Source organism: Prescottella defluvii (assembly GCF_000738775.1).
GTDB lineage: Bacteria > Actinomycetota > Actinomycetes > Mycobacteriales > Mycobacteriaceae > Prescottella > Prescottella defluvii.
The window spans coordinates 1-17,795 of record NZ_JPOC01000057.1 but is presented as its reverse complement, the minus strand read 5'-3'; the positions used below and the strand labels follow the sequence as shown (position 1 = coordinate 17,795).

The window sequence follows — 17,795 nt, the reverse complement described above, 5'->3', positions numbered from 1 at the left end:
GGGCCGGTGGTGGGCCCCCATAGCCCAATTGGCAGAGGCAGCGGACTTAAAATCCGCGCAGTGTGGGTTCGAGTCCCACTGGGGGCACCCTCCGTCCCGACGTCCTGCTGCACATGGCACCGCCGGTCCCGCCCACCGCATTCCGGTGGGTGGGACCGCTGCCGTCGGATGGGCCGTGGATGCGGGGGCTAGCGGCAGTGCCAGTGCCCGTACGCGTTCGGGTTCTGCCAACGTCGGCACGGGGCCGTCCGGTCGGCGCCGGCCTGAGTCGCCGCTGTCGCGGATTGCTCGCCCGCGAACAGCTGAGTGTCAGCCGAGGCCGTGGTGGCGGTGATTGCCAGTGGCGTCACCGCGAGCGTGGCGGTCACCAGAATGTTCGCGAGCATCCGCCCTGCCCGCGCGGCGCTGCGGTAGGGAGAGTTCTCCTGTGTCATCGGTCGATCCTTTCCACGACCGCGGGTCGGGATGGCGCATCGTGCCTGCGCCACTCCCCATGTTAGGGCCGATCACTGCCCTGGCGGGAGGCCCTCGAGGCGAATCGCGGAACCGCCGCGCGCGGGGCAGCGGCCACCAATCCTGGCGCATGCCGTACAGTGGGACCGTCAGGTGCGCCATCAAGGCGGCATGCCGGCTCGGATTCTGATCCTGGGCCGCCGAAGCGACGTCACCGTCGAATCCCTGACCTCCTCACGAACTCACAGGTCGAGCGCTCGCGAGTCGGGCCCGCCGTCGACCGGAAGATCACAGCCAGGCGCGTTGCGCCGATACGTGTTGTCGCCGAAGTGAATTCGCGACGACCACGAAGGAATACATGCACTCCAGTACCATCTGTTCGCCGGTCGATACCGGCCCGGACTCCTCGGGAGTCCCTCGAGAGCACGCTCGCGGCCGGTCCGCGACCCTCCGGGCGCGCGCCTTGGAGATCGTCGGCATCCTCTACCGATGCGAACGCGACGCCGCCGTGCAACTGCTGACGCGACACTCCCAGGACAACAATCTCAGGGTCGCAGCCCTCGCGGAGGCGTTGGTCACCGTTGTGGACGGAGCGTCGGACCATCCGGATGGTGGTGCGCAGACTACCCTTGCGACGCACTTCTGGCTCCGTGAGATCCGTCGGCTCGGCCGAACGCACCGCCGCAGCGATCGGTGGGTCCGTCACGTCGCGACGGCCGGCGGCTGCGTCGGCGCATCGCGGAACGAAGCGTGGAGATCTTCTGTCCGGCAAAGTGATCCGAATCGCGTCGACTTCTCGACGCAAGTGTGATTGACTGAAAGTGGTCATAGTGTTTTGTGGTTGCATGTCTGTGCGCTCGCAATTCCTTTAGTTGTGGGGGATAGATCTCCTCTTCGGGTATCGCTTTCGGCAGTACCGGCCCGGGTCGCTCGAACATCGGCGATTCGTGATCGGCAAGCATGAGGAGTACAAAATGGCAACCGGCACCGTGAAGTGGTTCAACGCTGAAAAGGGCTTCGGCTTCATCGCTCCCGAGGACGGCAGCGCTGACGTGTTCGCGCACTACTCGGAGATCCAGGGCGGCGGCTTCCGCAGCCTCGACGAGAACCAGCGCGTCTCCTACGATCTGGGCCAGGGCGCCAAGGGCCCCCAGGCCACGAACATCACCGCGATCTGATCGCGCGTCGCCCGATCGGGTGACAACTGACGACAGGCCCCGCTCCGTGGAAACGGAGCGGGGCCTGTCGTGTTGTCTCGTGTTGTCTCGTGCTGTCGGAGGGTGGTCGCTCAGCGTTGCGAGTCGATGACCGCCTGCTGCGCGGCGGGTGTGACGGCGTCGACGTAGCCCCTGAAGTCGTCGTGCTTCTCCAGGAATCCCGCGACGAACGGGCAGATCGGTACGATCCGCTTCCCGCGGGCAACGGTGTCCTCGAGTGCCGCGCGGATCAGCGTGCTCGCCAGACCCCGGCCGGCGAAACGCTCGCCGATCTCGGTGTGGAAGAAGATCCGCTGGTCACCGCTGTCGACGAATTGCGTGAACCCCGCGGTGGTGTCTCCGACACGGACCTCGTAACGGTTGAGATCCTGTGCGGCGTTCACTTCGGGCTGTGCATCCAGGTCGTCGGCCATGACTCCACTATGTCAGGAACCGGTCGTGTCAGGAACCGACCTTGGGGGTTGCGCGGTCGATGATCGGCGCCAGATCCAGCCCCGTGGGCAACGTGCCGAACGCGGTACCCCAATCTCCGGCGAGCCGGGTCGCGCAGAAGGCGTCGGCGACCGCGGGATGCCCGGACCGGACCAGGAGCGCACCCTGCAGTGCGAGCGCCATGTCTCCGACCACCCGCCGCGCCCGGTGCTGCAGCGTCTCGACATCGGTGAACGCGTTCTTCAGGTTCGCGACCGCGGCATCGAGTCGGACGTCGGCCCCGGCGCTGTCGTCGAGTTCGTCGAAGAACGCCTCCAGCGACTCGGGCTGGCGCGCCATCGCACGCAGGACGTCGAGGGCCGCGATGTTGCCCGACCCCTCCCACACCGACAGCAGCGGCGCCTCCCGGTAGAGCCGAGGCATCCGTGACTCTTCGACATAACCGTTGCCGCCCAAGCATTCCAGGGCCTCGGCGGCGTGCGCCGGTCCCCGCTTGCACACGTAGTACTTGCTCACCGCGAGGGCGACACGGCGCAGGATCGACGCCTGCGGGTCGCCGTTGTCGGCGCGGTCGGTGAGCGCCGCGAGCCACAGTGCGACCGTCGTCGACGCCTCCGATTCGACGGCCAGGTCCGCGAGCACGTTCCGCATCAGTGGCTGGTCGACGAGGCGTGCACCGAACGCGCTCCGGTACGCCGCATGGTGCGCGGCCTGCGTGACGCCGACACGCATGCCGGTCGCGGTGCCGATCGTGCAGTCCAGTCGCGTCATGTTGACCATCTCGACGATGGTGCGCACCCCGCGGCCCTCATCGCCGACCCGCCACGCCACCGCCTCGTCGTACTCCACCTCGCTACTGGCGTTCGAATGGTTGCCGAGCTTGTCCTTGAGTCGCTGCAGGTACATCGCGTTGCGGGAGCCGTCCGGCAGGATCCGGGGGAGCAGGAAGCACGTCAGGCCGCCGGGCGCGTGCGCGAGCACCAGGAAGATGTCCGACATCGGCGCCGACGTGAACCACTTGTGCCCCGTGAGCAGGTAGGACCCGTCCGACTGAGGGACGGCGCGGGTGGTGCCGGCGCGGACGTCGGAGCCGCCCTGCTTCTCGGTCATCGACATGCCGGCGATCAGCCCGGGCTTGGTGAGCGGGGCCCGCAGTTCCGGGTCGTACACCCGCGCCGTGAGCAGTGGTTCGTACTGCAGCGCGAGGTCGGGGTTGTGTCGCAGCGCGGGCACCGCGGCGTACGTCATCGAGATCGGACACCCGTGGCCGGCGTCCACCTGCCCCCACACCGCCATCTTCGCGGCGCGGACGAGGTGCGCATTCGACCGGGGGTCCGCCCACGGGGCGCCGTGCAGGCCCAGTTCCACGGCCGTGTCCATCAGCTGGTGATAGGCGGGGTCGTACTCGACCTCGTCGATGCGGTGGCCGTAGCGGTCGTGGGTGCGCAGTGTCGGGGGATGGGCCTCGGCCAGGTCGCCCAGCGCCTGCGCCTCGGAGCCGCCGGCGAGGCGTCCGACGCGGTGCACTTCGTCGAGGGCCTCGTGCGCGCCCTCGTGCTGCAGCGCCTCGAGGATCGGCGCGTAGTCGGCTGCGTCGTACTCGATCAGTGGCGGAACCTGGTTGGTGACCTCGTGCGTGACCCTCATACGACCCCCTCGTGCGGCGGTGACGGCGATCCTTCGATCAGCAGTCAATGACGCTGGCGGGCGATCGTCAAGGCCCGACGGGAATACAATACGAGACGGTAGCGTATTGATATTGCAGTACTGCTCTCGATCTCGGAAGGTTCGGCCATGACAACCTCGTCCACATCGCGCGCACCCGCCGTCGCGGCGCCGCGACACCTCGGGCTGGCGCTCGTCGTCATCGCGACGGCCCAGTTGATGGTGATCCTCGACAGCACCATCACCAACATCGCGCTACCCAGCATCCAAGCCGACCTCGGCATCTCGGCATCGGGACTGGCCTGGATCGTGAACTCGTACGTGCTGGCGTTCGGTGGATTGCTGCTGCTCGGCGGCCGCTCCGGTGATCTTTTCGGCCGTCGACGCATGTTCCGCGTCGGTATCGTCGTCTTCACCGTCGCGTCCCTGCTCGGCGGCTTCGCTCCCAACGCGGAACTGCTGATCGCCGCACGCATCCTGCAGGGTGTGGGTGCCGCGATCGCCGCGCCCACGGCGCTCTCGTTGATCGCGACCACCTTCCCCGAGGGAGGACCGCGCAACAAGGCGATGGGCGTGTATGCCGCGATGTCGGGCATCGGATCGACCATTGGCCTGCTCCTCGGCGGCGTGCTCACCGACTACCTCGACTGGCGCTGGATCTTCTTCGTCAACGTGCCGATCGGTATCGCGCTGCTGTTCGGCACCGCCGTCCTGCCGGCGGGCGACCGTGTCCGCGGCCGTCTCGACGTGCCCGGTGCCGTCACCGGCACCCTCGGCCTGGTCGCACTCGTCTACGGCATCACCCGTGGCGGCGAGGACGGCTGGACCGATCCGCTGACCCTCGGCCTGTTCGCATCCGCGGTGGCGCTGCTGGCGGCGTTCCTCGTGATCCAGACCCGTTCCGACCATCCGATGATGCCGCTGCGGCTCCTGAAGGACCGCAACCGATCCGGTTCGTACGCGGCGATGCTCATCATCGGTGCAGCGATGTTCGCGACGTTCTACTTCCTGTCGCTGTACATGCAGCAGGTGCTGGAGTACTCGCCGGTTCAGACCGGTCTGGCCTACCTGCCGTTCAGCTTCGGCATGGCGCTCGCCACCGGGGTCGGATCGAAGTTGGCGGGACGCCTGCCCGCCCGCCTGCTCGCCGGACCGGGTCTGGTCGTCGCCGCGATCGGCATGGCGTGGTTGGCGATGCTCGAGCCGGGCTCGTCGTACCTGACGCATCTCATGCCCGCGATGTTCGTGACTGCCGTCGGCCTCGGCAGCAGCTTCCTGCCGATGACACTCGGTGCGGTCTCCGGCGTCACGCACGCCGACGCCGGAATCGCGTCCGCCCTGCTCAGCACGGCGCAGCAGATCGGTGGCGCGATGGGCCTGGCGATCCTGTCGACGGTCGCCACCGCCACCGCGAACGACTCGCTGCCCGACGCCGACCACGCCTACTTCCAGGCCGTGGCGACGGGGGACGGGGCGCTGCTCGAGCGGGCCGCGGACGCGCTGACGAGCGGATTCACGGCGGCGTTCGCCGGCGCGGCGGTGCTGTTGATCGTCGGGGTGGTCGTCACCTTCACGGCGATCAACGCCCGGGCGGCGACGGGGGAGAAGCCCCCGGTGCACGCGGGCTGAGGCAACTGGGAGTTTGGTGTGGCGGCGACGTCGCCGCCACACTGAACTCCCGGTGAAGGGAGAGAAGGTGTCGCAGTCAACGCGTGCGGGGCGTCCCCGCGACATGGAGCGCGAGCGCGATCTGCTGCTCGCGACGCAGGATCTGCTCGCGGAGGTGGGCTACGACCGGCTGTCGATCGACTCGGTCGCAGCTCGGTGCGGTGCCGGCAAGGCCACCGTGTACCGGCGCTGGGCAGGAAAGAGTGCGTTGGTCGCCGATGCGGTTGCGCTGCTGCATGATTCGTATCTCGAGCCCGACACCGGCAATCTGCGTGAGGACCTCGTGATGGCGGCGTCGGCGTGGCACGACCCCGACGTGCGGCGCGACGCCGTCGTCGCGGGGTTGCTCACTGCGATGGCGCACGACGGTGAACTGCGCGACGCGGTCCGTGCGGCGGTCACCGAGCCGCGCCGGGCCGTCTACCGGTCGATCGTGGCCCGTGCCGTCGAGCGTGGGGACGTTCCGGCGACGTGTGACACCGAACTGATCGGCACGGTCTTCCCCGCGTTGACGTTCCACCGTGTCACGGTGACGGCGCAGCCGGTGGGTCGAGAGTTCATCGAACGCGTCGTGGATCGCGTGGTGCTACCGGCGCTGACCTGCGGTTGAGTCGGTAGCACTCGGGTTCGGAATATCGGTCCGGTGTTCACGGTTAGTGGAATATAGTTGAAACTTGGAATACCTTGGAGGTAGGCATGCAATTCGGAATCTTCACCGTCGGCGACGTGACCATGGACCCGACCATCGGACGGACCCCGACCGAGGCCGAGCGCATCAAGGCCATGGTCGCGATCGCCGTGAAGGCCGAAGAGGTGGGTCTGGACGTCTTCGCCACCGGCGAGCACCACAACCCGCCGTTCGTGCCGTCGTCGCCGACGACGATGCTCGGCTACATCGCCGCTCGCACCGAGCGGATCATGCTGTCGACATCCACGACGCTCATCACCACCAACGATCCGGTGAAGATCGCCGAGGACTACGCGATGCTCCAGCATCTGGCCGACGGTCGTGTGGACCTCATGCTCGGCCGTGGCAACACCGGACCGGTGTACCCGTGGTTCGGGCAGGACATCCGGCAGGGCATCCCCCTCGCGATCGAGAACTACGCATTGCTGCGCAAGCTCTGGCGGGAGGACGTGGTGAACTGGCAGGGCAAGTTCCGTACCCCGTTGCAGTCGTTCACCTCGACGCCGCGTCCCCTCGACGACGTCCCGCCCTTCGTGTGGCACGGCTCGATCCGCAGTCCCGAGATCGCCGAGCAGGCCGCCTTCTACGGTGACGGCTTCTTCGCGAACAACATCTTCTGGCCGAAGGACCACTTCATCCAATTGATCAACCTCTACCGTCGCCGCTACGAGCACTACGGGCACGGCTCGGCCGACCAGGCGATCGTCGGTCTCGGTGGCCAGGTGTTCATGCGCAAGAACTCGCAGGATGCGGTCCGCGAATTCCGCCCCTACTTCGACAACGCCCCTGTCTACGGTCACGGGCCGTCGCTCGAGGAGTTCACCGAACAGACCCCGCTCACCGTCGGCAGCCCGCAGGAGGTCATCGACAAGACCCTCACGTTCCGTGAGAGCTTCGGCGACTACCAGCGTCAGCTGTTCCTGGTCGATCATGCGGGCCTGCCGCTGAAGACGGTCCTCGAGCAGTTGGACCTGCTGGGTGAAGAGGTCGTTCCGGTGCTGCGGCGGGAGATGGACGCGTTGCGTCCCGCGCACGTCCCGGAGGCCCCCACGCATGCGAGCCTGCTGGCCGCCGCGAAGAAGACGGAGGTGCTGTCATGACCGACTCGAACACCCGCACGCTGACGGTGATCTCGGCCGGGCTGACGCAGCCGTCGTCGAGCCGGTTGCTGGCCGACCGCCTCGCCGCGGCCACCGTCGACGCACTCGCCGGTCGGGGCATCACCGCTGATGTCGAGATCGTCGAACTGCGCGACCACGCGCACGCGCTCACCGACAACCTGCTCACCGGGTTTCCCGGTGGCGGGTTGCGTGAGGTCGTCGACCGCGTCGCGAAGTCCGACGGACTGGTCGCGGTGACACCGATCTTCAACGCGTCGTACAGCGGTCTGTACAAGTCCTTCTTCGACGTCCTCGACCAGGGGACGCTCGACGGCATGCCGGTGCTGGCCGGGGCGACCGGCGGGACCGGCCGGCACTCGCTCGCGCTCGAGCACGCGATCCGTCCGATGTTCGCGTACCTGCGGGCCGCGACCGTTCCGACCGCGGTCTACGCGGCGTCCGAGGACTGGGCCGGATCCGGCGACCAAGGACTCGCGCAACGGATCGATCGTGCGGCCGGTGAGTTGGCTGCCGCGATGGCCGCGCGGGAGAACGCCCGCCCGGCCGATCCGTTCGCGGACTCGGTGCCGTTCGAGGAGTTGCTGGCCCGGCAGTCACAGTAACTGACTCACGAGTAAGATTCCCGCAACGGACGTCGTCTACGGATACGGGGGATCGGGCTGTGCGGGAATCGGACTGGGGGAGTCGTCTGGACGTGTCGCTGCGCAATGCGTGGGGCCTGACGTTCGGTGACGGTGTCTCGCCGGTGGAGCGGACACCGTCCGTGCTGGTCCACCGCGAGCAGCACCGGGATCTTCATCGCTACGGATCACGGTCCGAGGGCGCCCCGGTGCTGCTCGTACCGCCGCTGGCGGTCCCGATGCACTGCTACGACCTGCGGCCCGGCCAGAGCCTCGCGGCACACCTGATCGGATCCGGTCGCACGCCCTACGTCGTGGACTACGGGACGATGGGCTACGCCGACCGGAACCTCGGATTCGAGGACTGGACCGACGACATCGTCCCGGGCGCCTTGCGACGGGTCAGCGACCTGCACGACGGCGCCCCGGTGGACGTCATCGGCTGGAGCCTCGGCGGCACGCTCTCGCTGCTCACCGCGTCGGCGCATCCCGACCTGCCGATCGCGTCGATCACCGTGCTCGGCACCCCGACCGACTACTCGAAGATCCCGACGATGGCGGTGGCGCGGGCACTCGGGAAGATCACGGGCCACCGCCCCGTCACCGAACTGACCCGGCTGATGGGTGGGCTGCCGGCCCCGCTGGTGCAGGTGGCGTACCGCGCCATGGCGCCGTCACGGGAACTGCTCAAGCCGTGGTTCGTCGCGCGCAACCTCCACGACACCGAGACCCTCGCCCGGATGGAGGCCATCGACCGGTTCATGGCCCGGATGCCCGGGTATCCGGCGCGGCTGTTCTACCAGATGGCGGAGGAACTGGTCCTCGGCAACGGACTCCTCGAAGGCCGGGTCACGATGGGCGGCACCACGATCAAGCTCGCCGAACTCGCCGTCCCGGTGCTGGCGGTCGGCGGCACCGACGACGTCATCGCCACCGCCGACTCGGTCGGTGCCATCGTCGACGTCCTCCCGGGCTCGCCGTCGGTGCGGTTCGAGACCGCACCCGGCAGCCACCTCGGGCTGCTCGCCGGACCCGGCGCGAAGGACACCACATGGCGGCACATCGACGCGTTCCTCGGCGAGCGAGCCGGCGGCCGGGATCAGGGCACGGGCTCAGCTTCCGAACAGTGAGCCGAGTGAGGCGAGCGATCCCGGGGGCGTGGGTGTCGGCAGGACGGACGTGGTCAGCACCGACACCGTGTTCGCGTCGCGGTTGGTGACGTAGACGTACGCGCCGTCCGGGGCGACCGCGATGCCGTTCGGCCAGCCGCCGACCGGAATGTCGCCGAGCAGTCTGTCGGTTCGGGTATCGATCACCGAGATGTTGTCGAAGACGAAGTCCGTGACGTACACGTGCGCGCCGTCGGGGGTCACCGCGATCGCGGACCGGCCGTACCCGCCGTCGATCGTCGACGTCAGCTTGCCGGCCGTGAGGTCGATCGCCGAGACGGTGTTGCCGGGATTGTTCGCGGTGTAGGCGCGGGTGCCGTCGGGTGTCAGGGCGACGGCCTGCGGACGAGCGGAGAGAAACACCGAGTAGCGCGTGGCGTTCGTCGCCGTGTCGATCGCCAGCAGCGTGCCGCTCGCGTCGTGGACGACGTACGCCGTGGCACCGTCCGGGTTGATCGCCACGTCCTGGGGGCCACGGTCGACGGGAATCGTCGCGGTCACCGTCCCCGTCGCGACGTCCACCACCGACAGGGTGTTGGTGACCGTGCTGGTCACGTAGAGACGGGCGCTGTCCGGGGACACGGCGACGGCTGTGGCCCCGGATTCGACCGGGATCGATGCGGTGACGGTGTCGGTGGCCGCGTCGATCACCGTCACCGAGGAGGCCACGGACGTGACGTACACGCGGCGGCCGTCGGGTGCGATCGCGATGTCGCGGGCCGGTCCGGCGACATCGACCGTGGCGGCGATCGTGCGCGATGCGGTGTCGATTGCCGTGACCGTTCCGACGACGTCGTTGGTCACGTACGCGCGCGTTCCGTCCGGGGTGATCGCGATGCCGTGTGGATACGGGCCGGCGGGAATCGTCGTGACGACGGCCTCGGCGTGCGCCGATCCGGGCAGCGCGAGCATCGAGGCGACAGGAAGGAGCAGCGCGGCGGCGAGGGACGCGAGACGCCCGCGGGCTGCGCGTCGTGCGATCGGTGTCATGGGTGATCCTTCAGCTGCCGAAGGGGAGTCGGAGGCTGCCGGAGCCGCCGGTCGGTGACGTCGTCAGCGGCGTCGGCACCCGCTCGCCCACGCCGTCGACGAGGTACGCGGAGCCGTTCTCGATGCTGAGGACGGCCGGGTCGCGGAAGCCGGCGAACCGGAGCGCGACCGGTGTGCTCTCACCCGCCGAGACCTTTCGTATCGTGTCCTCGGCGGGTGGCTGGCCGAGGGATCCGAACGGGACGGACATCCAGTACGAGTCGAAATCGAGGAAATAGACGTCGCCGTTGTCGACGATCAGGCCGGCGATCTGGTGGTCCGCCAGGAAGGGCAGTGTGACGGGAGTTGTCGTGCCCGAAGGCAACTCGACGACGCGATTCCCCGAGAGCTCGGCGACGTAGACGCTGCCGTCTTCCGCCGCGAGGTGGACGGGGCGGTCGAGCTGTCCGAACGGAAGGACCGTCGGGGCCGAATCGCCCTCGCGCAGAGCGAGGATCCGACCGTTCCAGGTGTCGGCGACGTAGACGGTTCCGTCCTCGACCGCGATCGCCGACGGCGCCGAGAGCCCGTCGAACGGGAGCACCACCTGGGTGGGCCGGCCGTCGAGCAGTGCGAGTACGCGGTTGTTGCGAGTGTCGGCGACGTACACGTTGCCGTTCTCCACCGCGACACCGGCCGGTGAGTGCAGTCCCGTGAACGGCAGCGGGATCGGCTCGTCCTCGCCTGCAACGATTTTGATAACCCGGTGGAATTCGGCGTCGGCGACGTACAGGTCGCTGCCGTCGACCGCGTACGCGCCGCCCTCCAGCGTGGGCAGGTACGGCCGCGACTGCATCGAACCCATGGCGCGCGGCGCCGGCGGGTAGCCGGTGGGGTCCGCGAACGCCCCCCCGGCGCCGCCGACGACGAGGCCCGCCGCGATCGCCGTCGCCGCGATTCCCGCCACGCTTCTTCTCACCAACGTCATCGAATCCCACCCCTGGTTCGTCCGGCTGTGTAGCTTCGGGCGGAGCCTAGTGGCCGCCGAACACCCGAAACGGGGTTTCGCCGGATTCGGCATCGGTCACCCGATCCCTCCGTCGCCGCGGGTGTCGAGCACACTTGTCGGCATGCTCTCCGCCGAAAATCTGTTCACCCTCATGCGTCGATTCCCCGACGTCGAGGCACCCAACCTGTTTGCCGTCGACGCCGCCGACCGGTTGATTCTCGACGAGGCGGCCGACGCCCTGGGCTCGGTCGCGGGTGACGCGATCGCCGTGATCGGCGATCACTACGGTGCACTCACCCTCGGCACCGCCGTCCGATTCGGCGTGACCGGGATCCGGGTGTACCAGGATCCGCTCACCGGGGAACGCGCGCTCGCGAACAATGCGTCGACGTTCGAGTTGACCGACAGCTACCGGTCCTGCGGGCTCGGGGAGGAACTGTTGACCGGCGCCCGCGTCGTCCTGCTGCAGTTGCCGCGCAGCCTCGACGAACTCGACGAGATCGCCGACGCGATCGCCCGCTACGCCGACCCCGGCGTCGTCGTCTTCGCCGGCGGACGTGACAAGCACATCACCCCGACGATGAACGAGGTGCTGGCCCGGTCGTTCGTCAACGTGCGTGCCAGCCGTGGCCGGCAGAAGTCTCGCGTCCTGATCGCCGACACGCCACGGGAGATCGCGACGGCCGCGCGGTTCCCGATCTCGGATCACCTCGACGTCCTGGACATCGACGTCTTCGCGCACGGCGCCGTCTTCGCCGGCACCAAACTCGACATCGGCACCCGGTACCTGCTCGAGTTCCTGCCGCGCGCGATGCCCGACGCCCGAACCGCGGTCGACCTCGGCTGCGGCACCGGCATCCTGGCCGTCGCACTCGCGTCGTGGCGCCCCGGACTCGAGGTCGTCGCGACCGACCAGTCGGCGGCAGCGGTCGCCTCGGCGGAGGCCACGGCCCGTGCGGCAGGCGTCGGCGACCGGGTGCGGGGACTGCGCGACGACGCCATGGCCTCGCTCCCGGATGCGAGCGTCGACCTGATCGTCTGCAACCCGCCGTTCCATGTGGGCGCCGCGGTTCACACCGGCATCGCCGACAGGATGTTCGCCGAGGCCGGACGCGTCCTGCGCCCCGGCGGCGAGATGTGGACGGTGTTCAACTCGCATCTCGAGTACAAGAGTGTGCTGGCCCGCGCGGTGGGGCGTACCGAGGTGGTCGGGCGCAACCCGAAGTTCAGCGTCACGCGGTCCGTCCGCGCGTAGTGGACGCGGGGTAGAGACGACTACTGGACGGGTCCGCCGCCGGCCGCGTCGCCGTCGACCTGGCCGCGGTGGCGGCCGATGTCCTCGACGATGACGCCGTCGACGATCTCGGCGTCCTGCAGTTCGCCGGTGTCCTCGACGTACCCGTCGTCCTCACGGTCGTCGCCGCTCGGCAGGGTGTCGGGTTCCTCCTCGGCGAGGCGCTGGTCCAGGCTCTCGCCCTGTTCGGCCTCCCTCAGCGTCGTGCCGAAGCGGTCCGCCTCGCTCCACTCGTCGGGCGGGTCGACCACGTCGTCACCATCGGCGTTGCGAACCTCGTCAGAATCGAGGCTCTCACTGACATCGAGTGTCTCGTCGAATCCGTCATCGATTCCCATGTGACCATTGTCGGCCGGATCGCGGATTTCCGCTGGATTGTGGCCGATCGACGCTACCGTTGATCAGGTGCTCGTATAGCGGTGGCCGACGCGTCCCCGGTACAGTCCGAATTGTCCAACTCGGCTCGTCGCGTGGGAACTTTCCTCTCGGTGCCGGACGTTCAACGGACAACGACGCCGGTCCGAACCGACCGGAGACGAGCCCCGACGGGCACGACAGACGACCACGAGAAGGGATGTGCACGGTGCGCACCACCAGCAACCCGGTGTTCAAGAACCTGCCCAAGCAAGAGGGCAGCGGATACGCCACCTTCGGATCCGCGCAGGCCGGTGCCGCGCAGGTCACGCAGGAATACGGGCAGCAGCAGTACCCGGCGCCCGACCAGTACCAGACCACCCAGCGGGCCATGACGATCGACGACGTGGTCACCAAGACCGCGATCACGCTCGGCGTGCTGTCGGTGGCCGCGATCATCTCGTACTTCCTCGTCGACGGTAACCCCGGCCTGGCGGCTCCGTTCGTCATCGGCGGCGGCCTCATCGGCTTCGTCCTGGTCATGGTGGCGTCGTTCGGCCGCAAGATGGACAACCCGGCGATCGTGCTCGCCTACGCGGCCTGCGAGGGCGTGTTCCTCGGTGCGCTGTCGTTCATGTTCACCGACGTCACCTTCGGCGGGGTCGGCGGTTCGGCCCTGATCGGCCAGGCCGTGCTCGGCACGTTCGGTGTGTTCTTCGGCATGCTCGTCGTCTACAAGACCGGCGCCATCCGCGTCACCCCGCGTCTGACCCGCATGATCATCGGTGGCCTCATCGGCGTCATGGTGCTCATGATCGGCAACCTGATCGCCAGCTTCTTCACCGACGGCGGCTTCGGCCTGCGTGACGGCGGCGCCGTCGCGATCATCTTCAGCCTCGTCTGCATCGCGCTCGCCGCGTTCAGCTTCCTGCTGGACTTCGACGCCGCCGACCAGCTGATCCGCGCCCAGGCGCCGGAGAAGGCCGCCTGGGGCGTCGCCCTCGGCCTCACCGTCACCCTGGTCTGGCTGTACGTCGAGATCCTGCGTCTGCTGAGCTACTTCAACAACGACTAGTCTCACCACGCCTCACGAACGGGCGGTTTTCTGACGGGCCACTCGGCCGACGGTCAGAGAACCGCCCGTTCGTCGTCGGTGGCCTGTGGATAACCCGCCGGTCGTGGCAACGACGGTGCGTCTGGGTCCGTCATGCTGCCCGGATGGGGGAGTACGACGAACCGTTCCTGCGGTCGACCATGGCCGGCACGCTCACCGACCACCAGCTCTACCACGACTTTGTTCGTCTCTATCGCGGCGTCTACCTGCGAAAGGGGATCGAACTCACGGCTGCGGTGCGCGCGCAGGCGGCCGCGCTGTTCGCCGGGCCGGCAGCGACCCTGACCGGGTACTCGGCAGCGGCGCTGTACCGCACGAAGTGGATCGACGCGGGTGAGCCCGCAGAGGTGATTCGTTCCGGGCACTGGCGGGCCCCGCCGGGGATGATCGTCCACAACTGCCGGATCGAGCCCGACGAGTGCGGTGTCGTTCGCGGGATTCGGGTGGCCACCCCGGCCCGGGCGGCCTTCGACCTCGGACGGCGTCTGACACGGATCCCGGCGATCGTGGCCATCGACGCTCTCTGCAATGCCACCGGCCTGAAACCGGCGGACGTGTTGCTACTGGCCGGCCGCTATCCCGGCATGCGTGGTGTCGCTCGTCTGCGCGCGATCCTGGACGAGGTGGACGGTGGGGCCGAGTCCCCGCCGGAAACGCATACTCGGCTGGTCCTGGTGGATGCGGGCCTGCCACGGCCGTCGACGCAGATCCGGGTTCGGGACACGTCCGGGCGGGTGTTCGCGCGCTCCGACATGGGCTGGCAAGAGTGGCGCGTCCTGGTCGAGTACGACGGCGCCGACCACTGGAACAGGGCGCAGCGTGCGCGGGACATCGAACGGCTCGCCCAGATCGAGGAACTGGGGTGGACGGTGGTGCGGGTGGGGGCCGAACTGCTGTACGACCGGCCCGGTGATCTCGTCGACCGGGTTCGGGAGAAGCTCCGCACCGCCGGAGCTCTGGTCTGACGACGAACGGGCGGTTTTCTGGCCGGCCTCTCGGCCGATGCTCAGAAAACCGCCCGTTCGCGGATTCAGCTGAGGACTAGCTCAGGCGCTCGAGCACCATCGCCATGCCCTGGCCGCCGCCGACGCACATGGTCTCGACACCGAACTGCTTGTCCTGGGTCTGCAGGTTGTTGATCAGCGTCGCGGTGATGCGGGCGCCGGTCATGCCGAACGGGTGGCCGACGGCGATGGCGCCACCGGAGACGTTCAGCTTGTCCTCGTCGATGTTCAGCGCGCGGGCCGAGCCGAGCACCTGCACCGCGAAAGCCTCGTTGATCTCGAACAGGTCGATGTCGCTGACCGACTTGCCGGCGAGCGCGAGGGCCTTCTTGGTGGCCTCGATCGGGCCCAGGCCCATGATCTCGGGGGACAGGCCGGAGACACCGGTGGAGACGACGCGGGCCAGCGGGGTCAGACCCAGCGCCTTGGCCTTGGTGTCGCTCATGATGACCAGTGCGGCCGCACCGTCGTTCAGCGGGCAGCAGTTGCCGGCGTTGACGGTGCCGTCCGGGCGGAAGACCGGCTTGAGCTGGCTGACAGCGTCGTACGTGACGCCGGCGCGCGGGCCGTCGTCCTTGGTGACGACGGTGCCGTCGGCCAGGGTGACCGGGGTGATCTCACGCTCGAAGAAGCCGGCCTTGATGGCTTCCTCGGCACGGTTCTGCGAACGGACGCCCCAGCGGTCCTGATCCTCGCGGGAGATGCCCGTCACCTGTGCGACGTTCTCGGCGGTCTGGCCCATCGAGATGTACGCGTCCGGGACGATGCCGTTCTCGCGCGGGTCGCTCCACTGCACGCCACCCTGCGCGGCGGTCGCGGTGCGCTCCATGGCCTCGGCGAAGAACGGGTTCTTCGTGTCGGGCAGCGAGTCCGAGTTACCGGCGGCGAAGCTCGACACCGACTCGACACCGGCGGAGATGAAGACGTCGCCCTCGCCGGCCTTGATCGCGTGCAGCGCCATCCGGGTGGTCTGCAGCGACGACGAGCAGTAGCGGGTGATGGTGGCACCGGGGAGCGTGTCGTAGCCGAGCTTGATGCCGACGATGCGGGCCATGTTGAAGCCGGCCTTGCCGCCGGGCAGGCCACAGCCGAGCAGCAGGTCGTCGATCTCGGTGGGGTCGAGCTCGGGAACCTTCGCCAGCGCGGCGGCAACCATCTGCGCGGCGAGGTCGTCCGGACGCATGCTTGCCAGCGAACCCTTCACGGCGCGGCCGATGGGCGAACGGGCAACGGAGACAATGACTGCCTCGGGCATGGAAACTCCTTCGTACGTTGGTCTCTTCGACCATGAACTTACGTTGCCTGCGCCACATCACCACGCAGCAGTCAGCCATCGTCGGCCCGGAACCCGCTCCGGGGGTGCTTTCGGAGGGCTGCAGGTCTCCCGACCTGGCCGGATGCGCACAGCTCAGGAACGTGTTCTTGGCTGCCGAGTGACGAACACCCGTCCCACTCAGCGAGAGCGCCCGCGGTTCGGTGCAGGTGGGGAGCAGGTGAGGAGCAGGTGGGGAGCAGGTGGGGAGCAGGTAAGGACCCTTAGCGGCACATGTCCGAATCGGATCTGGAAGCATGGGGCCATGCGCATCGCGGATCATGTCGTCGATCTCATCGGCGATACCCCTCTGGTCAAGCTGTCCTCCGTCGTCGGCGAGAACTCCGGGTTGGTGGCCGCCAAGATCGAGTACCTCAATCCGGGCGGCAGCTCCAAGGACCGCATCGCGGTCAAGATGATCGACGCCGCCGAGGCATCAGGCGAGCTGAAGCCGGGCGGCACCATCGTCGAACCCACGTCCGGCAACACCGGCGTCGGCCTGGCCCTGGTCGCGCAGAAGCGCGGCTACAAGTGCGTGTTCGTCTGCCCCGACAAGGTCAGCGAGGACAAGCGCAACGTGCTGCGCGCGTACGGCGCCGAGGTCGTGGTGTGCCCCACCGCGGTCGCGCCGGAGCACCCGGACAGCTACTACAACGTCTCCGACCGTCTGGTGCAGGAGATCCCCGGTGCTTGGAAGCCCAACCAGTACTCCAACCCGGGCGGCCCCGACAGCCACTACGAGACCACCGGTCCGGAGATCTGGCGTGACACCGAGGGCAAGGTGACGCACTTCGTCGCCGGCGTCGGCACCGGCGGCACCATCACGGGCACCGGCCGCTACCTCAAGGAGGTTTCCGGCGGCAAGGTCAAGGTCATCGGTGCCGATCCCGAAGGCTCGGTGTACTCGGGTGGCACCGGACGGCCGTACCTGGTCGAGGGCGTCGGTGAGGACTTCTGGCCCACCGCCTACGACCCGTCGGTGCCCGACGAGATCATCGCCGTCTCCGACGCGGACTCGTTCGAGATGACCCGGCGCCTCGCCCGCGAGGAAGGACTGCTCGTCGGCGGTTCGTGCGGCATGGCCGTCGTCGCGGCGCTGAAGGTCGCCGAGCGTGAGCCCGACGCCGTCATCGTCGTGCTGCTCCCCGACGGTGGCCGCGGCTACCTGTCGAAGATCTTCAACGACGAGTGGATGGCGTCGTACGGCTTCCTGCGCACCCCGCTCACGGGTGAAGCGGTCGAGCACTCCGTCGGCGACGTGCTGCGCGGCAAGTCCGGGGAACTGCCGGACCTGGTGCACACCCATCCGGGGGAGACGCTGCGCGACGCGATCGAGATCCTGCGCGAGTACGGCGTCTCGCAGATGCCCGTCGTCGGTGCCGAGCCGCCCGTCATGGCCGGTGAGGTCGCGGGCAGTGTGTCCGAGCGCGATCTGCTCAGCGCCGTCTTCGAAGGCCGCGCCGCGCTCGCCGACCCCGTCGAGAAGCACATGAGCAAGCCGTTCCCGTTGATCGGTGCGCAGGAACCGGTGTCGGCGGCCACGAAGGCGCTCGGCGACACGGACGCGCTCATGGTGGTCGACGACGGCAAGCCCGTCGGCGTCATCACCCGGCACGACCTGCTCGGTTTCCTCAGCGCGGGCGCGTAACGCCCCGACAGTTCACGCAGAATCCCCGGCTGGCACCGCCGGGGATTCTGTCGTTTCC

At 68.4% G+C, this 17,795-nt stretch carries 17 protein-coding genes and 1 tRNA gene; 11 read left to right on the top strand and 7 right to left on the bottom strand.

Translation table 11 applies throughout. From position 1 onward, the window contains the following. The first annotated feature begins 13 nt into the window (after positions 1-13). Positions 14-87: transfer RNA gene (locus tag IJ15_RS0119430), tRNA-Leu, on the top strand. 101 nt (positions 88-188) lie between these two features. Here IJ15_RS0119430 and IJ15_RS0119425 read toward each other — a convergent pair. After that, positions 189-434, bottom strand: coding sequence for a hypothetical protein (locus IJ15_RS0119425; RefSeq protein WP_031940010.1), 246 nt, complete (start codon positions 432-434; stop codon positions 189-191). A gap of 993 nt (positions 435-1,427) precedes the next feature. Here IJ15_RS0119425 and IJ15_RS0119415 point away from each other — a divergent pair. Next, entirely contained in the window at positions 1,428-1,631 is a 204-nt protein-coding gene (locus tag IJ15_RS0119415) for a cold-shock protein (RefSeq protein ID WP_031940008.1), read from the top strand. A gap of 110 nt (positions 1,632-1,741) precedes the next feature. On the opposite strand, the gene IJ15_RS0119410 is transcribed toward IJ15_RS0119415, so the two are convergent. Further along, entirely contained in the window at positions 1,742-2,083 is a 342-nt protein-coding gene (locus IJ15_RS0119410; RefSeq protein WP_031940007.1) for a GNAT family N-acetyltransferase, read from the bottom strand. A gap of 28 nt (positions 2,084-2,111) precedes the next feature. After that, positions 2,112-3,749 carry an acyl-CoA dehydrogenase family protein gene (locus tag IJ15_RS0119405; RefSeq protein ID WP_031940006.1) on the bottom strand — a complete coding sequence of 546 codons (1,638 nt, stop codon included), beginning with the start codon at positions 3,747-3,749 and terminating at the stop codon, positions 2,112-2,114. A gap of 147 nt (positions 3,750-3,896) precedes the next feature. Here IJ15_RS0119405 and IJ15_RS0119400 point away from each other — a divergent pair, with 147 nt between their 5' ends. The 5 genes from IJ15_RS0119400 (at position 3,897) to IJ15_RS0119380 (ending at position 8,994) form a co-directional block, all read left to right on the top strand. Continuing rightward, a complete protein-coding gene (locus IJ15_RS0119400) occupies positions 3,897-5,396 on the top strand; it encodes an MFS transporter (protein ID WP_031940005.1) in 1,500 nt (499 codons plus the stop codon). Between the two features lie 67 nt (positions 5,397-5,463). Next, positions 5,464-6,045 carry a TetR/AcrR family transcriptional regulator gene (locus tag IJ15_RS0119395; protein ID WP_156112161.1) on the top strand — a complete coding sequence of 194 codons (582 nt, stop codon included), beginning with the start codon at positions 5,464-5,466 and terminating at the stop codon, positions 6,043-6,045. A gap of 86 nt (positions 6,046-6,131) precedes the next feature. Next, positions 6,132-7,223 (top strand): LLM class flavin-dependent oxidoreductase, encoded by a 1,092-nt coding sequence (locus IJ15_RS0119390; RefSeq protein WP_031940003.1) that lies wholly within the window; start codon positions 6,132-6,134, stop codon positions 7,221-7,223. Beyond that, positions 7,220-7,846: an FMN reductase gene (locus IJ15_RS0119385; protein ID WP_031940002.1), complete on the top strand. Its 627-nt coding sequence runs from the start codon at positions 7,220-7,222 to the stop codon at positions 7,844-7,846. The genes IJ15_RS0119390 and IJ15_RS0119385 overlap by 4 nt, the downstream gene beginning before the upstream one ends. A 59-nt stretch (positions 7,847-7,905) precedes the next feature. Beyond that, complete coding sequence (locus IJ15_RS0119380) at positions 7,906-8,994, top strand: alpha/beta fold hydrolase (protein WP_051919241.1); 1,089 nt, start codon at positions 7,906-7,908, stop codon at positions 8,992-8,994. Here IJ15_RS0119380 and IJ15_RS0119375 read toward each other — a convergent pair. Together IJ15_RS0119375 and IJ15_RS0119370 are read right to left on the bottom strand one after the other, a co-directional pair. Further along, positions 8,977-10,023 (bottom strand): beta-propeller fold lactonase family protein, encoded by a 1,047-nt coding sequence (locus IJ15_RS0119375; protein WP_051919239.1) that lies wholly within the window; start codon positions 10,021-10,023, stop codon positions 8,977-8,979. The two genes, IJ15_RS0119380 and IJ15_RS0119375, sit on opposite strands and share 18 nt — an antisense overlap. A gap of 10 nt (positions 10,024-10,033) precedes the next feature. Next, the gene (locus IJ15_RS0119370; protein ID WP_051919236.1) at positions 10,034-10,969 is read right to left on the bottom strand and encodes an NHL repeat-containing protein; all 936 of its coding nucleotides are present in this window, start codon (positions 10,967-10,969) and stop codon (positions 10,034-10,036) included. A gap of 163 nt (positions 10,970-11,132) precedes the next feature. On the opposite strand from IJ15_RS0119370, the gene IJ15_RS0119365 reads away from it, so the two are divergent. After that, a complete protein-coding gene (locus tag IJ15_RS0119365; protein WP_031939998.1) occupies positions 11,133-12,266 on the top strand; it encodes a class I SAM-dependent methyltransferase in 1,134 nt (377 codons plus the stop codon). 20 nt (positions 12,267-12,286) lie between these two features. Here the strand turns inward: IJ15_RS0119365 and IJ15_RS0119360 are convergent, their stop codons facing one another. Next, positions 12,287-12,643: a hypothetical protein gene (locus IJ15_RS0119360; protein ID WP_031939997.1), complete on the bottom strand. Its 357-nt coding sequence runs from the start codon at positions 12,641-12,643 to the stop codon at positions 12,287-12,289. A gap of 245 nt (positions 12,644-12,888) precedes the next feature. On the opposite strand from IJ15_RS0119360, the gene IJ15_RS0119355 reads away from it, so the two are divergent. Both IJ15_RS0119355 and IJ15_RS0119350 read left to right on the top strand, forming a co-directional pair. Continuing rightward, a complete protein-coding gene (locus IJ15_RS0119355; RefSeq protein WP_197059867.1) occupies positions 12,889-13,734 on the top strand; it encodes a Bax inhibitor-1/YccA family protein in 846 nt (281 codons plus the stop codon). Between the two features lie 143 nt (positions 13,735-13,877). Further along, positions 13,878-14,738: a DUF559 domain-containing protein gene (locus tag IJ15_RS0119350; RefSeq protein WP_031939995.1), complete on the top strand. Its 861-nt coding sequence runs from the start codon at positions 13,878-13,880 to the stop codon at positions 14,736-14,738. 76 nt (positions 14,739-14,814) lie between these two features. On the opposite strand, the gene IJ15_RS0119345 is transcribed toward IJ15_RS0119350, so the two are convergent. Beyond that, complete coding sequence (locus IJ15_RS0119345) at positions 14,815-16,032, bottom strand: acetyl-CoA C-acetyltransferase (RefSeq protein ID WP_031939994.1); 1,218 nt, start codon at positions 16,030-16,032, stop codon at positions 14,815-14,817. Between the two features lie 322 nt (positions 16,033-16,354). On the opposite strand from IJ15_RS0119345, the gene IJ15_RS0119340 reads away from it, so the two are divergent. Next, positions 16,355-17,737, top strand: a complete 1,383-nt coding sequence (locus IJ15_RS0119340; RefSeq protein ID WP_031939993.1) for a cystathionine beta-synthase — start codon at positions 16,355-16,357, stop codon at positions 17,735-17,737. Positions 17,738-17,795: the final 58 nt, after the last annotated feature.

Bases quoted from the DNA above. Each gene is read 5' to 3' on its own strand.
- IJ15_RS0119385 (WP_031940002.1), top strand. From the start codon at position 7,220: ATGACCGACTCGAACACCCGCACGCTGACGGTGATCTCGGCCGGGCTG.
- IJ15_RS0119340 (WP_031939993.1), top strand. From the start codon at position 16,355: ATGCGCATCGCGGATCATGTCGTCGATCTCATCGGCGATACCCCTCTG.
- IJ15_RS0119390 (WP_031940003.1), top strand. From the start codon at position 6,132: ATGCAATTCGGAATCTTCACCGTCGGCGACGTGACCATGGACCCGACC.
- IJ15_RS0119415 (WP_031940008.1), top strand. From the start codon at position 1,428: ATGGCAACCGGCACCGTGAAGTGGTTCAACGCTGAAAAGGGCTTCGGC.
- IJ15_RS0119425 (WP_031940010.1), bottom strand. From the start codon at position 434: ATGACACAGGAGAACTCTCCCTACCGCAGCGCCGCGCGGGCAGGGCGG.
- IJ15_RS0119360 (WP_031939997.1), bottom strand. From the start codon at position 12,643: ATGGGAATCGATGACGGATTCGACGAGACACTCGATGTCAGTGAGAGC.
- IJ15_RS0119365 (WP_031939998.1), top strand. From the start codon at position 11,133: ATGCTCTCCGCCGAAAATCTGTTCACCCTCATGCGTCGATTCCCCGAC.
- IJ15_RS0119345 (WP_031939994.1), bottom strand. From the start codon at position 16,032: ATGCCCGAGGCAGTCATTGTCTCCGTTGCCCGTTCGCCCATCGGCCGC.
- IJ15_RS0119375 (WP_051919239.1), bottom strand. From the start codon at position 10,023: ATGACACCGATCGCACGACGCGCAGCCCGCGGGCGTCTCGCGTCCCTC.
- IJ15_RS0119400 (WP_031940005.1), top strand. From the start codon at position 3,897: ATGACAACCTCGTCCACATCGCGCGCACCCGCCGTCGCGGCGCCGCGA.
- IJ15_RS0119410 (WP_031940007.1), bottom strand. From the start codon at position 2,083: ATGGCCGACGACCTGGATGCACAGCCCGAAGTGAACGCCGCACAGGAT.
- IJ15_RS0119405 (WP_031940006.1), bottom strand. From the start codon at position 3,749: ATGAGGGTCACGCACGAGGTCACCAACCAGGTTCCGCCACTGATCGAG.
- IJ15_RS0119350 (WP_031939995.1), top strand. From the start codon at position 13,878: ATGGGGGAGTACGACGAACCGTTCCTGCGGTCGACCATGGCCGGCACG.